General features: G+C 61.2%; 11 protein-coding genes. 9 read left to right on the top strand and 2 right to left on the bottom strand.

The window, feature by feature from the left end; all coding sequences use genetic code 11:
* Position 1: 1 nt before the first annotated feature.
* From CLAC_RS00105 to pknB, 6 genes are all read left to right on the top strand, one after another.
* Positions 2 to 469 carry an FHA domain-containing protein FhaB/FipA gene (locus tag CLAC_RS00105; RefSeq protein ID WP_053411186.1) on the top strand — a complete coding sequence of 156 codons (468 nt, stop codon included), beginning with the start codon at positions 2 to 4 and terminating at the stop codon, positions 467 to 469.
* The gene (locus CLAC_RS00100; RefSeq protein WP_053411185.1) at positions 466 to 1,821 is read left to right on the top strand and encodes a PP2C family protein-serine/threonine phosphatase; all 1,356 of its coding nucleotides are present in this window, start codon (positions 466 to 468) and stop codon (positions 1,819 to 1,821) included. The genes CLAC_RS00105 and CLAC_RS00100 overlap by 4 nt, the downstream gene beginning before the upstream one ends.
* Positions 1,818 to 3,197, top strand: coding sequence for an FtsW/RodA/SpoVE family cell cycle protein (locus CLAC_RS00095; protein ID WP_053411184.1), 1,380 nt, complete (start codon positions 1,818 to 1,820; stop codon positions 3,195 to 3,197). The genes CLAC_RS00100 and CLAC_RS00095 overlap by 4 nt, the downstream gene beginning before the upstream one ends.
* A complete protein-coding gene (locus CLAC_RS00090; RefSeq protein ID WP_053411183.1) occupies positions 3,198 to 4,634 on the top strand; it encodes a penicillin-binding transpeptidase domain-containing protein in 1,437 nt (478 codons plus the stop codon).
* Between the two features lie 2 nt (positions 4,635 to 4,636).
* Positions 4,637 to 6,121: a serine/threonine-protein kinase gene (locus CLAC_RS00085; RefSeq protein ID WP_053411182.1), complete on the top strand. Its 1,485-nt coding sequence runs from the start codon at positions 4,637 to 4,639 to the stop codon at positions 6,119 to 6,121.
* Positions 6,122 to 6,190: 69 nt separating this feature from the next.
* A complete protein-coding gene (gene pknB / locus CLAC_RS00080; protein WP_082312916.1) occupies positions 6,191 to 8,335 on the top strand; it encodes a Stk1 family PASTA domain-containing Ser/Thr kinase in 2,145 nt (714 codons plus the stop codon).
* A 37-nt stretch (positions 8,336 to 8,372) separates the two neighbouring features.
* Here the strand turns inward: pknB and CLAC_RS00075 are convergent, their stop codons facing one another.
* A complete protein-coding gene (locus tag CLAC_RS00075; protein ID WP_053411181.1) occupies positions 8,373 to 9,041 on the bottom strand; it encodes an aminodeoxychorismate/anthranilate synthase component II in 669 nt (222 codons plus the stop codon).
* A 112-nt stretch (positions 9,042 to 9,153) separates the two neighbouring features.
* On the opposite strand from CLAC_RS00075, the gene crgA reads away from it, so the two are divergent.
* Positions 9,154 to 9,423, top strand: a complete 270-nt coding sequence (gene crgA / locus CLAC_RS00070) for a cell division protein CrgA (RefSeq protein WP_053411180.1) — start codon at positions 9,154 to 9,156, stop codon at positions 9,421 to 9,423.
* A 903-nt stretch (positions 9,424 to 10,326) separates the two neighbouring features.
* Here the strand turns inward: crgA and CLAC_RS00065 are convergent.
* Positions 10,327 to 10,863 (bottom strand): peptidylprolyl isomerase, encoded by a 537-nt coding sequence (locus tag CLAC_RS00065; RefSeq protein ID WP_053413132.1) that lies wholly within the window; start codon positions 10,861 to 10,863, stop codon positions 10,327 to 10,329.
* 171 nt (positions 10,864 to 11,034) lie between these two features.
* On the opposite strand from CLAC_RS00065, the gene CLAC_RS00060 reads away from it, so the two are divergent.
* Both CLAC_RS00060 and CLAC_RS00055 read left to right on the top strand, forming a co-directional pair.
* Positions 11,035 to 11,826, top strand: a complete 792-nt coding sequence (locus tag CLAC_RS00060; protein WP_053411179.1) for a hypothetical protein — start codon at positions 11,035 to 11,037, stop codon at positions 11,824 to 11,826.
* Between the two features lie 208 nt (positions 11,827 to 12,034).
* Positions 12,035 to 13,693 (top strand): L-lactate permease, encoded by a 1,659-nt coding sequence (locus CLAC_RS00055; protein ID WP_053411178.1) that lies wholly within the window; start codon positions 12,035 to 12,037, stop codon positions 13,691 to 13,693.
* The last annotated feature ends 208 nt before the right edge of the window (positions 13,694 to 13,901 follow it).

The following is a 13,901-nucleotide window of genomic DNA, read 5'->3' as shown; positions in this document are numbered from 1 at the left end:
CGTGGAGGCCATTGTTTTTCTGCTCTCGCGCATCGGCGTGCTCGTAGTCCTGTGGTTTTTCATTTGGATGACGCTGCGCACGCTGCGGACGGAGACGAACGGCTCGGCCACCCTGCGGCCTGTGCGCCAACAGTCGAGTGGCGGCGCACCCGCGAAGCGGTTCCAGCGCTCGCAGACCCCGCGGCAGCTTCTCGTCACCGCTGGGCCCCTGGCTGGATCGCGCATGAACTTGGACAACCAGCGCGATATCACCATCGGCCGCTCGGAGAGCTCCGCGTTCGTCCTCAACGACGACTTCGCATCGTCTCAGCACGCCCGCCTCATCAGCCGCGATGGCGTCTGGTATCTGGAGGACCTCGACTCCCGCAACGGCACCTTCCTCAATGGCCAGCGCGTTGAGCAACCAGAACGGCTGACCCCTGGCATGGAAATCCGCATTGGCCGCACGACGCTGAGGTTGCAACCATGAGTTTTGCACTTGACTACACCACGCTGTCGGACCGGGGCCTGGTCCGACAGAACAACGAAGACTCGGCCTATGCTGGCTCGCGCCTTCTCGCGCTTGCCGACGGCATGGGAGGCCACGCTGCAGGTGAAGTCGCATCGCAGCTGATGATTGCGGCCGTTTCCCGGTTGGACAACGATCAGCCCGGCGCGGACCTCCTCGACGCGCTGCGTCGCGCCTGCTTCGCCGGCAACAACTCGATTGCCGACGAGATCGATGACAACCCCGCCACGCAGGGCATGGGCACGACCCTGACCGCGCTGCTTTTCGACGGTACGCGTCTCGGCATGTGCCACGTCGGCGATTCACGCGGCTACCTCCTGCGCGACGGAGAGCTGATCCGCATTACTCGCGATGACACCTACGTGCAGTCACTGGTGGACGACGGCAAGATCTCCGAGGAGGAGGCCTCCGTCCACCCGCAGCGTTCGCTGATTCTCAAGGCCCTGACCGGTCGCCCGGTAGAGCCGACCCTTTCCTACCGCGAGGTCCACGAGGGCGACCGCTACCTGTTGTGCTCCGACGGCCTGTCTGATCCGGTCTCCGCGGAGACCATTCGGGATGCCCTATCGGAGGGCACTCCCGCCGAGGCCGCCGAAAAGCTGGTCAACTTCGCCCTGCGCTCCGGCGGTCCCGACAACGTGACCGTTGTGGTCGCGGACGTGGTGGATTCGTCGGCAAGCACACCGTCCGAACCCTCCCTGGCGGGTGCCCTGCGGAACTCGGAGGAGGAGCTGCCGCGGCCGAACACCGCGGCGGGCCGGGCGGCGGCGCTGAGGCCTCGTCAGTCGCAGGAGATTGCGGTGACTACGGAGCCGGTCAAGCGGAAGTCCAAGGGCACCTGGCTGGTCGTTGCTGTGGTGGCGCTGCTTGTCGTCGCCGTGGCCGGCATCGGCGTGTGGGGCTGGAACAAGAAGGAGTCGATGTATCACCTCGCCGTGGTCGACGACCAGGTCCAGCTCATGCACGGTGTCCCGGGGTCGCTGCTCGGGTTCAAGCTACAGGAGCCGCACCAGTTCGTCTGTCTCACCGACGACAACAAGGTGCAGCTGCCGCCGGCCGGCACCGCGAAGGACAAGGTCGACTGCCACATCATGTCGCCGAAGGATCTTTCCCCCGCTGCGCGCAGCTCCCTGGAGGGCCTTCCCGCCGACTCCTACGACGGGGTCAGCGAGCAGATTGGTCGGCTGGCAGAATCCGCGCTACCGGTATGCCTGACGCTGGACAACAAAGACAAGAGCAATAGCAAAAAAGATACTCAGGACAACAAACTCGGCTCCGAACCAGGGGTTAACTGCAGGGAGGTAGCCAAATGAGTGATACCGCAGTAAAACGCCCACTCCGGGTTAAGGAAATGCTTCTCCTGCTGCTCTCAGCAGGATTGTTGCTTTTGGCGCTCGTCTCTTTGGAGCTGGCGCAGGGTAACTCGATTACGGCCGACGTGCTCTACATCATCGGCGGTTTCATCGTGACCTTTTCGGTGGCGCACATTGCCCTGACTCTTTTCGCTCCCTGGTCTGACCAGGTGATGCTTCCGGTAGCCGCCACGCTCAACGCTCTGGGCCTGGTGATGATTCACCGACTGGACCTCGCTAACGACACGAACCTGGTGCGCAACCAGATTATGTGGACGATTCTGGGTGTCGCCATGTTCATCGCCGTAATCGCGATCCTGCGTGATCACCGCTCCCTGTCCAAGTACTCCTACCTGCTGGGACTTGCGGGCCTGATTCTGCTGGCGCTGCCGCTGGTGTGGCCTTCGTCGATTAACGCCGACGCGCGCATCTGGATTTCCATCGGGCCGTTCTCGGTCCAACCTGGCGAGTTCGCCAAGGTACTGCTGCTGATTTTCTTCGCGCAGCTTCTGGTCAACAAGCGATCCCTGTTCAACGTGGCCGGCAAGCGCTTCCTCGGCATCGACTTCCCACGCCTGCGCGACCTGGGCCCGATCCTGCTGATTTGGGGCATCGCCACGGCCATCATGGCGATGCAAAATGACTTCGGCCCCGCGCTGCTGCTCTTCGGCACCGTTTTGGCCATGCTCTACATCGCCACCGCGCGCGGGTCCTGGCTGATTATTGGCCTCGGTCTCGTCGCTGTCGCCGGTGTCGCCGTTTATCAGGTCTCCTCCAAGATTCAAGCGCGTGTAGCGCACTTCCTCGACCCCATCGGTTCCTTCGACGAGGGCGGCTACCAGCTCTCCCAGGGCCTGTTCGGCATGAGCTGGGGCGGAATTGGTGGCACCGGCCTGGGCCAGGGCTACCCGTACAAGATCCCGGTGGCGCACTCGGACTTCATTCTCTCCGCCTTCGGCGAGGAGCTGGGCTTCACAGGACTGGCGGCCATCATCATCCTCTTCGCGATTCTGATTTCCCGCGGAGTTGGCGCCGGCCTTTCTGTCCGTGACTCCTTCGGCAAGCTCCTCGGAGCCGGCCTCGCGTTCACTCTGGCGATTCAGCTCTTCGTCGTCGTTGCAGGCGTCTCCAAGCTGATGCCTCTGACCGGCCTGACCACCCCGTTCATGTCAGCCGGTGGTTCCTCACTGCTGGCCAACTACATCCTGCTCGCGATCCTGCTGCGCATCTCCGACGAGGGCCACCGCCCCTGGGGCGCCGCGGGCGCCAACCCGGCCCTTCCCAACAATGCCCAGAAGGAACTCGACACAGCCCACAGCCAGGAGGTGAACCAGTAAATGAATAAGACAATTCGACAGGTCTTCGCCGTCGTCCTCGGACTCATAGTTCTGCTGCTGGCCAACCTCACCTACGTGCAGGGTTTCCAGCAGGATAAGTACGCCTACAATCCGCTGAACAACCGCCAGTTCCTCGAGGAGAAATCCCGGCCGCGCGGCCAAATTACCGCCGGGGGTGCAATCCTCGCGCATTCCGAGAAGGACCAAAACGGATTCTTCAACCGCAGCTACGACACCAACCCGGAGGCCTACGGCCCGGTCGTCGGATACCTCTCCGATGTCTACGGCTCCTCCGGCCTGGAGAGCTCCCAGAATGACATCCTGAACGGCACCGACCCCTCCCTGTTCGCCTCCCGCGCCATCGACGTGGTCACCGGCAAAGAGCCGAAGGGCGCCTCCCCCGAGCTGACCATCATCCCGCAGGCCCAGACAACCGCCTACAACCAGTTGGCCGAGCGCGGCTACGTGGGCTCAGCGGTGGCGGTCCGCCCGTCGACAGGCGAGATTCTCGCGATGGCGTCCACGCCTTCCTTCGATCCGAACCCGATCGCACAGGGAGATCAGGACACGTGGCAGAAGCTGAACAACACCGAGGGTGCGCCACTTCTCAACCATGGCACGCAGCGTCCGCTGCCCCCGGGTTCGACCTTCAAGGTGCTGACCACCGCGGCCGCACTGGAAAATGGTGCGAACCCGCAGACTCAGGTCACAGGAGCGCCGCAGATTACGCTTCCAGACAGCGTGACCACGCTGGAGAACTACGGAGGCTCGACCTGCGGTGGTGCCACCACGACGCTGCGCAACGCCTTCGCCCAGTCCTGTAATACGGCCTTCGCCGAGTTGGGCATGAATACCGGCGCTGACGCGCTGAAGGATGTCGCCAAGCGATTCGGCATCGGCGAGCACCACGACTCCCTGGGCCTGCCCTCGGAGGATTCCACGGTCGGCGACATCCCGGACAAGGCTTCGCTGGGCCAGACTTCCATCGGCCAGCGCGACGTGTCCTTCACCCCGCTGGACAACGCCATGATTGCCGCAACCATCGCCAACGGCGGCGTGCGCATGGAACCGCAAATTATCAAGTCGATCCGCGGCACCGACCTGTCCGAGATTAAGTCCTTCAAACCGCGCGAAGCGGGCGAAGCGGTCTCCCCCGAGATCGCCAAGACGCTCACCGATCTGATGCGCGGCTCCGAGGCGCACTCGGGCGGCAATAGCGCGCACATCGCCTCCAAGACGGGTACCGCCGAGCACGGAGCCGTCCGCGGTGAGTACGCTCCGCACGTTTGGTACATCGCCTTCGCACCGGACTCCGACGTGGCTGTCGCGGTCGTCGTCGAAAATGGCGGCGGCCAGGGTCAAAGCGCGACCGGCGCATCGGTCGCCGCGCCGATTGGGCGCGCGCTCATCTCCGCCGTCGAGCAGGCGGGTCGATAGGAATGGACGCAGCCCAGGTACAAAATCTCGTCGGCAGGCGCTACCGCGTGCAGCGCTTGCTCGGCCGCGGCGGCATGTCCACCGTTTGGCTTGCCGACGACACCACGTCCGGGAAACTCGTAGCCATCAAGCTGCTCAATCAGGAGCTCTCCGACAACGTCGAGTTCCGGCAGCGTTTCCAAAACGAGGCGTCCGCCGCGCGGAGCGTTTCCAGCCCGAACGTCGTGCAGATCGTCACCTATCAGGAGGGCATGGCGGGAAGCCATGGCGCCTGCTACATCGTCATGGAGTACATCCGCGGCGAGTCTCTGTCGCAGGTGTTGCAGCGCCGCAAGACGCTGCCGGAGCACCTCGTGCTCGATGTACTCGAGCAGACCGCGCACGGCCTGTCGGCCATTCACGCCGCCAACCTGATTCACCGCGACATCAAGCCGGGCAACCTCTTGGTCACCCCGGAAGGCACGGTGAAAATCACTGACTTCGGCATTGCCAAGGCCGCCGAGGCGGTGCCGCTGACCCGCACCGGAATGGTCGTCGGCACGGCGCAGTATGTATCCCCGGAGCAGGCTCAGGGCAAGGCAGTTACTCCTGCCACCGACGTGTACTCCATGGGCTGTGTCGCCTACGAAATGGTTGGCGGCCGTCGCCCCTTCCAGGGCGACTCCACCGTGGCCGTCGCCGTCGCGCACATTTCCGAGGCTCCGCCGGCTCTGCCTCCGACGGTGAATCCGCACGTCCGCGAGCTCATCGGCATTATGCTACGCAAGGATCCGCAGCGCCGCTACGCCGACGGCCGCGAGTTGGCGCAGGCCGTCCTGCGGGTGCGGGCGGGACATAGGCCTCCGCAGCCCCGCGGCGTGCCCCCAACGGTGCACCGGCAGTCCAATGCGGCGAACCCGGCGACCAGCGAGCTCGGCGCCATGACGCGCCCGCGTCCGATTCCGGCGCCGACGTCGCGAGCGCCGCAGACTCCCCAGCGCCCGGCTCCGGCACCTGCGCCGAGGTCGAGCTCGTCCGCGCCGAAGAAAAAGTCCGGATGTGGCTGCGGTTGCGGCAGCTTCATCCTGCTGATTCTCCTCGCACTGCTGGCCGGCGCAATCGCAGTTCTCTACGCCATCATGAGCACCGGTTCAATCCCCAACATCCCGGCGCTGAACGAATTGCTGCCCTCGCAATCGCAGGAGCAGACGACCGATGGCGGCACCGACACCGGCACTGGCGCAGGCGAAGGTCAGCAGTGGGCTCCGGACAACAACCAGGGTTGGGGCACCGGCTCCGGCTACGGATCCTCCCCGGACTACGGGGTTCCGAGCATTACCGAGAACCACACCGAGGATTCGCAGCCGAGTGAGACCCAGGGCTCGTCGTCAAGCACAAGCGGAAATTCGGGCGCCGAGACCGGAAACAGCAGTGCCACTGAAAATGGTGGTGGAAATGCCGGCGGGAATGAGTCAGGTAATACGTCGGGCGGTAATAATGCCCAGTAATATTCTAGAAAAAGCAGTTCACCGCGATTTTTCCTCCGCGCGGATGACTTCCGAAGGGAATGACTAACGATGTCTGGCAATGACGACCTACTCTCCGGCCGTTATCGGCTTGGCGAGCTTATCGGCGTTGGAGGCATGTCCGATGTCTACGAGGCTGAAGACACTCTCCTCGGTCGCTCCGTCGCAGTGAAGATGATGCGCGCGGACCTGGCCAGGGATGAAAACTTCCTGGCGAGGTTCCGCAGGGAGGCCAAGAACTCGGCGCTGCTGAACCACCCCTCGATTGTGTCCGTCTACGACACGGGTGAAACGCAGAGCCCCATGGGCCTCGTTCCCTTCATCGTCATGGAGCTGATTCAGGGCGAGACGCTGCGCGATATCGTGCGCCGGGAGGGCCACCTGGAGGCCAAGCGCGCCGCCGAGATTATGGCATCCGTGTGCGAGGCGCTGGCGATTTCCCACCAGGCTGGGATCATCCACCGCGATGTCAAGCCCGCCAACATCATGCTCACCAACACCGGCAAGGTAAAGGTGATGGACTTCGGAATCGCCCGTGCGCTGGGTGATTCGACGACTATGACGCAGACTGCGGCGGTACTTGGCACGGCTCAGTACCTGTCGCCCGAGCAGGCGCGCGGCAAGACCGCGGACGCTCGCTCGGATATCTACGCCGTCGGCTGTGTACTCTACGAGGCTCTAACGGGCAATCCACCATTCACCGGCGAGACTCCTCTTTCCGTCGCTTACCAGCATGTTCAGGATCAGCCGCCGCAGCCATCGGCCCAGATGCCCGATTCTGATCCGGAGACGGCTAAGGCGATTGATGCCGTCCTATTGACCGCCATGGCCAAGGACCCGATGGAGCGCTACGACTCGGCGCAGGAATTCGCGGATGATTTGCGCCGCATCAGCCGGCGTGAAAAGCCCTTAGCGCTGGCGCACCACACTGTCCACAACGAGGACGCGAAGACCACCGAGTTCATGCCGGCGGCTGGCGTGGCAGGTGCTGCTGCGGGCGCTGCTGGTGCAGGTGCTGCTGGAGCTGCATCCGCCAACCACGACGACGCTTACGCCGACGCCGATTTCGCGCAGGAACCGACGCGAATGGAGCCGGCCGCACCAACAGCTGCAGCACCTGCGTCGACGCCGGCGCCCCCGCGCGCCAATTCAGGTTCCTCTGCGGAGTCGCATAACAAGGCTCCGAAGAAGAAGAGCGCGGGCAAGATCGCCGCACTGACCATCGCGGCGATTGTGGGCCTCGGCGGTGTCGGCTACGGTGCCTACCGATTGTTCGACCCGTCCGCAAATGTGGAAAACGTGGCAATCCCGCAGGTCACCGGCATGACCGCCAATGAAGCCACCGCCACCCTCGAGGATGCCGGATTCATGGTCACCCGCATCGACGAACCGAACCCGGATGTCCCGCGTGATGTCGTCATCGCTACCGAGCCGGGCTTCGGCTCCGGTATCCCCAAGGGCTCACGAATACGACTGCGCGTGTCCTCTGGCCCGGCGATTACCGGGGTACCAGATGTCCGCGATATGAAGGCCGAGGACGCACGTCGCGCTCTGGAGAAGGCCGGGTTGATTGTCAATCCGAAGCTGCGCGAGGAGCCACACGAGGAGATTCCGCGCGGAAACGTCATCGATCAGTCACCCGCCGCAGGTTCCCAGGTGTCGAAGGGCACCCGCGTGACCCTGACCGTGTCGACTGGTCTGGAGACCAAGGTGGTCCCGAACGTCACCAACCAGAGTCTCGATGCCGCGCGTGCGACCCTCGAGTCCGCAGGCTTCGTCGTCCAGGTCACCGAAGTCGACTCCGACCAGGAGGAAGGAAAAGTCATCGGCGTGCCCCAGGCCGGCGAGGAGCTAACCGTGGGAACCACTGTCGAGCTGCAGGTCTCCCGCGGAAACCAGATCCGCATGCCGCAGGTCGAGGGCCGCACCAGGTCGGAGGCTGAGTCGATGCTGCAGGATGCCGGATTCGAAGGCACCATTCGTTTCGAGGAAGTCGCCACCAACGACATCTCGAAGAACGACAAGGTCGATAAGGCCGCGCCGTCCGCAAACTCGACCATCAATAAGAATGGCGAGGTGCTCCTGCGGGTCTACAAGTTCGAGCTGCTGCCCTCGTCGAAGCCCTCGGACTCGGAGGACTCCGACCGCAACCGCCCGCTAATTCCCCCAATTCCGCAGTTGCCGCTGCCCAGGTAGTGGGTGCGCCCCGGCCCCACCCGACCCAGCAGGCTAGCTAGCTAGGACGTCCGCAAAAGGCACTCTGGTAGCCGGCCTGCTGCTTTTCTAGCTCGCTCAGCAGCTCCTCCGGGTAACTCCCGCCGGCCAACTTCAGCCAGTTGGAGAGCATCCGATGACCATACTGCGTCAAGACCGATTCCGGGTGAAATTGAACCCCGTGAATCGGCAGGTCGCGGTGACGCATCGCCATCAGCATGCCGGAGTCCGTGAACGCCGTGGGGATCAGCTCGTCAGGAAGCGAGGAGGGATCCACGGTGAGCGAGTGGTACCGCGTCGCGATGAAGGGGCTGGGCACGTCCGCAAGCACCCCGGATCCGTCGTGTGTAACCGGCGAAGTCTTGCCGTGCAGTAGCTCATCCGCGCGCACAACCTTGCCTCCAAAGACCTCACCAATCGCCTGATGGCCCAGGCAGACACCTAGAATCGGCACTGGCTCTTCCGCGCGGGTGGCCGCCTTCAGAATATCCTCCGTGTGCCCGGCATTGGCAGGCTCACCGGGGCCCGGCGAGAGCATGATTGCGTCAAATTGCTCGATGACGGCGTCTACGTCAGCCAGCCGAGCATCGTCATTGCGCCAAACTGTGACGTTTTCGCCTAGCTGGCCTATGTATTGGACCAGGTTGAACACGAAGCTGTCATAGTTGTCGACGACGAGAATCTGCATAAATCGGAATTCTACTGCTTGGCAGACCGGCTGGTAAGTTAGGTTGCGAAAACTCATCAGAGGTTTGTCCCTAACAAACCAGTGTTTAACGAATTCATGAATCGGAGCGCCCATGCCTAAGGCAAAGATCGATAGCACCAGTTCGCCGCAGTCCGGCGGTTCCAGCGTCAGCCGCACTCCGGTCAAGATTAATAACACCTCTACCCCGGTTTGGTACAAGGTCCTGATGTTCGGGTTCATGCTCCTCGGCCTGGGGTGGCTTCTGGTCAACTACATTGCCGGTCCGAAGATTCCGCTGATGGTTGATCTCAACGCGTGGAACTACGTTATTGGGTTCGGCCTCTTTATCGTCGGTCTGTTGATGACCATGGGTTGGCGCTAGTTCGCTTAATCTTCTTCCTTTTCGCCGCATGCCACTTGAGGCATGCGGTTTTTCTTTGCCCTTTTTCCGGCCCGGGTCGCTTTCTTGATGTCGGCGAATACCCTGCATCGGTCCACGCCTATAAGCCGACGTGATTGTAAAACCCGACGTTAGAGCTACCCCCTCTAGTGCACCCGAATCCAACATGTTTTTCGAATGTTACGGATGTGACTATGGGGAACAGTGTTTAAAGTTATCCACAGAATCCTGTGTAACAATCATGTAATTTGTGGATAACTGTGGAGAAATTACCGCCTGAGTTATCCACAGGGTCGATCTTCGAAACCGTAACGGGAACCAATTTCTCTCCGCTTCGAAGATTCCACAGTGTCCACACCCTGTGGATAACTCTGTGAACAAGTAACATTTCTGCAAGTCACTCTGTGCATGATTGGCTTATACAGCCAATTTTCTACCCTTTCGAACGGGAATTCGTAAATTACAAGTTTGGTATTATCCACACGTGTGCACAAAGCTGTGGACAACTGTGGATACGCAAACTCTTTGAAAAAGCTGAGCCGTAACGCGGCGAGACAGAGGAGTTCACCTAGGTAAACAGTGGAACAAGTTATCCACAGCCCTGTTGACATGTTGATAAATACGTTCTTTCACTACTACCCCTCGCTACCCCTAAACTTCACATTTAGGTTCGGCACACGGTTAAGCGCGGAAAATACTTTAAAGATCCAAGACGCCTCCTCCCCTGCGACTCGCTAGCTCTACCGCGCAGGATCTGGGTCGGACGGGCCGCAAACCAATGCAAAAAGCCCACCTGCCGTCCCTTTTCCGGGTCTGCAGGCGGGCTAAAAGCTACGTACTAGCTTTTTAATGTACGGGAGTTACTCCACGGAAGTCCTATACAGGTTACTTCGCGATATCGATACCGGTGATGACGACCGGCTCCAGCGGGCGGTCCCAGTGATCAGTGGCAACGCGAGAGATTTCGTCGACAACCTTCTTGGAGGCATCGTCAGCGACCTCACCGAAGATGGTGTGGTTGCCGTTGAGGTGCGGGGTCGGAACAACGGTGATGAAGAACTGCGATCCGTTGGTGCCGCGGCCGCCGCGCTTGCCGGCGTTTGCCATGGCGAGCAGGTACGGGCGATCGAACTGGAGCTCCGGGTGAATCTCATCATCGAAGTTGTAGCCCGGGCCGCCGGTGCCGGTGCCCAGCGGGTCACCGCCCTGAATCATGAATCCAGCGATGATGCGGTGGAAGATGGCCTCGTCGTAGAACGGGCCGGACTCGGTACCAGCAGCGTTCTGGCCCTGGTACTCCTTGGTGCCCTCAGCCAGGCCCACGAAGTTGTCAACGGTGTTCGGAGCGTGGTTTCCGAACAGGTCAATCACGATATCGCCGTGGTTAGTGTGCACGGTTGCAGTAGCAGTCTTAATAGTCACGTCCCATAGAATACCGACGCTTGCAGCGAAACGCTTCAATTAGTTACCGAAAGTTGCTTAAACATCGCCCCACTAGCCTAGGCAAATGCCTAAGCTGGAATTAGCCATGCTGTTTCTACGACTAAATCTCTTTGTAGTACAGCGAACAAATTGCTAATAGGAGGAGAAGTCATGAACCCAGCAGCGTTTTCTCTCGCGCTCAAGGGAGTGAAGCAGGCCTACGGTGCCTACGCCGATTACCGAGATAAGAAGGCCGCGGAACTCTACGACACCATGCAGGAGGCCAAGAAAGCCGCTGCAGCCCAGAACGTAGCCGCTAAGGAGAAAGCCGCCGATCTTCGTGAAAAGGCTGTAGTCGACACCGAGGCGCTCCGTAAGGATGTTAAGGCCGCTGTCGCCGATGCCCGCAAGCAGGTCGTCGCCCAGGTCGACGAGGTCTCCAAGGAGGTCTCAAAGAAGACTGCACAGGCTCAGAAGGACGGCAAGAAGCTCCGCTGCAAGGCCCGCAGGGAAGCTAAGAAGGCGGAGAAGGCAGCACGCAAGAACCGCAAGGATCTTGAGGTGCGTGCGCAGAAGGCCATCGACAAGGTCACCGGCAAGGAGGCGGAGCGCGCTAAGAACGGCCGCATCGCCACTGCTTCCCTGGTCTTCGCCGTTGTCGCCGCTATCGTCGGCGTAATCGTCTGGAAGCTGCGCGCAACTGACAAGCTCCCGGTCGACCCGGCACCGATTAAGCAGAAGGCTGCGGACGTCGCCGAGAAGGCTGCTGACAAGGCCGCCGAGGTCAAGGAAAAGACTTCTGAAGCTAAGGAGGCCACCGAGGAGAAGGTGACCGAGGCTTCCCAGCAGGCTCAGATTAAGGTCGAGAAGAAGGCCGCCGACAAGGCAAATGCAGCCGACGCGAAGAAGATCTCCGCGAAGCCGGCTAACAAGGCTCCGAAGCAGGGCCAGGCACGCAAGTAAATCTCAAGCCTTCCGCGTTAGGGCACCCCGTTTGTTCACGGGGTGCCTTTTCGTTTGCTGAACGGGGACTTTTCGTCGGTAAGCGCAAAACTTTTATGACAAATACCTCATTCCTTGCTCCTGCCTACCGCTTAATCGAAAAAGTTGAGAAAATTGGGCAAGCTATTTTTGCATGGCTTTCGCTCGGTGAATCCCTCAGGAGATCCCCATGTTTTCAACTTTCACCCCAGCCACCGATGCTGTCGCAGGCTCCGTCGCCTTGTCCGCTGCCACCGGCGTTTTGCCGTTGGTGGCGTTTTTTATTTTCTTGATGGTTCTCAAGTGGAAGGCGCACGTCTCCGCGATTGCCTCCGTGGTTGTCGCACTGCTAGTCGCAATCCTCGCCTTCCGCATGCCGACGGACCTAGCGTTCCTGTCCCTCAGCCAGGGCGTGGCATTCGGTATCTTCCCCGTCATCTACATCATTTGGATGGCAGTGTGGACCTACGACCTGACGGTGGCTTCCGGCCGCTTTGAGGATATGCGCGTCATTTTCTCCAAGATTGGCCGCGGCGACATGCGCATCCAAGCGATGCTGATCGCATTCGCATTCGGTAGCCTCCTCGAGGCTCTGGCCGGCTTCGGCGCGCCAATCGCCATCGTGGCTGCAATGCTGCTCGCAATCGGAATGAAGCCTCTGAAGGCCGTTCTGGTGACTCTGGTAGCCAACGCCGCCCCGGTGGCCTTCGGCGCGATGGCAATTCCGGTGACAACCGGCGCGAAGCTCGGCGGCATGGACGCTTCCACGCTGGCTGCGATGGCCGGGCGCAACGTCGCCCTTATCGCACTTATCGCGCCATTCCTGCTGCTGCTAATCATGGACGGCCTACGCGGCGTGCGGCAGTGCTGGCCGATGGCCATCGTGCTAGGTGTTGCCTTTGGTGGCGGCCAATTCCTCACCTCCAGCTACTTCACCTACGAACTAACCGACGTCGTCGCCTGCCTGGCCTCCCTGGGTCTCGGCCTGCTATTCCTGCGGTTCTGGGGTCCGACTACCCCGGAGGATCAGGCCTCGCACATGCACCTCGACCACTCCGACCTCGACCCGAAGCACACGGCTCTAGCGCTGTTTCCCTACATCCTCATTGTCGTGGTGTTCTCACTGACGAAGTTGTGGACTGTCGGCGTCAATATTCCCAAGGCCCTTGCCTCCACCGACATCCAATTCCAGTGGCCGGGACTGGCAGATAGGCTGCTCACCGTCGACGGCACCCCGTCAACCGCGTCGAACTTCACCTTCAACTGGCTATCGTCGCCCGGCACCATCCTGTTCTTCTGCGGACTGGTGACCATGTTCGTCTACACCGCAGCCAAGGACAACGACCGCACAAAGTTCAACGCGAAGGTCGGGCTGGCTCAGCTTTTCATTGGACTTAACCGTATGAAGTGGTCCTACGTCACCATCTTCTCCGTGATGGGGCTCGCGTACGTCATGAACCTTTCCGGGCAGACGGCGGCTATCGGCGCCTTCCTCGCCTCCGCGGGTGCCGTCTTCCCGCTGATCTCGCCGGTTCTCGGCTGGCTGGGTACTTTTGTCACAGGCTCGGCGACTTCCTCCAATGCCCTTTTCGCGCAGATGCAGGTCCAGTCCGCTCACACCATTGGTGTGCCCGACCACCTGCTAGTCGGCGCCAACACAGCTGGCGCCCCGCTGGGCAAGATGGTTTCCCCGCAGACCGTCGCCCTTGCCGCAGCCACGGTTCATATCGAGGGCAGCGAGTCGAAGATTCTGTCGCATACGTTCCGGTACTCGATTGGCCTGCTGATCTTCCTCGGGATCGTCGTATTCCTGCAGTCCCAGGGCACGCTCGGTTTCATGGTGCCCTAAGGCGCTGTGAGGTGCCTGGGTGTCGGGGCACTTAATGCGTCCTCCCCGGCACTTGTTGGCACGCGATCAGTCATTTATCGGCACCTGCCACCACTTGTCGGTGCGGAATCATGTTGTGTGCGCGCTGTAGCGCACCTACAAGTGAATATCGTCCCTACAGGTGGAATTGGACGATGAGGAGCGCCCCGCATTGGTGAAAGGCCCAAAG

This window comes from Corynebacterium lactis RW2-5 (assembly GCF_001274895.1).
Lineage (GTDB): Bacteria > Actinomycetota > Actinomycetes > Mycobacteriales > Mycobacteriaceae > Corynebacterium > Corynebacterium lactis.
Note: the sequence above shows the minus strand (reverse complement) of the source record. Positions and strands in the feature narration are given on the sequence as shown.

Coding starts and splice junctions, on each gene's coding strand:
- crgA (WP_053411180.1), top strand. CDS start 9,154: ATGCCTAAGGCAAAGATCGATAGCACCAGTTCGCCGCAGTCCGGCGGT.
- pknB (WP_082312916.1), top strand. CDS start 6,191: ATGTCTGGCAATGACGACCTACTCTCCGGCCGTTATCGGCTTGGCGAG.
- CLAC_RS00075 (WP_053411181.1), bottom strand. CDS start 9,041: ATGCAGATTCTCGTCGTCGACAACTATGACAGCTTCGTGTTCAACCTG.
- CLAC_RS00055 (WP_053411178.1), top strand. CDS start 12,035: ATGTTTTCAACTTTCACCCCAGCCACCGATGCTGTCGCAGGCTCCGTC.
- CLAC_RS00095 (WP_053411184.1), top strand. CDS start 1,818: ATGAGTGATACCGCAGTAAAACGCCCACTCCGGGTTAAGGAAATGCTT.
- CLAC_RS00085 (WP_053411182.1), top strand. CDS start 4,637: ATGGACGCAGCCCAGGTACAAAATCTCGTCGGCAGGCGCTACCGCGTG.
- CLAC_RS00100 (WP_053411185.1), top strand. CDS start 466: ATGAGTTTTGCACTTGACTACACCACGCTGTCGGACCGGGGCCTGGTC.
- CLAC_RS00090 (WP_053411183.1), top strand. CDS start 3,198: ATGAATAAGACAATTCGACAGGTCTTCGCCGTCGTCCTCGGACTCATA.
- CLAC_RS00060 (WP_053411179.1), top strand. CDS start 11,035: ATGAACCCAGCAGCGTTTTCTCTCGCGCTCAAGGGAGTGAAGCAGGCC.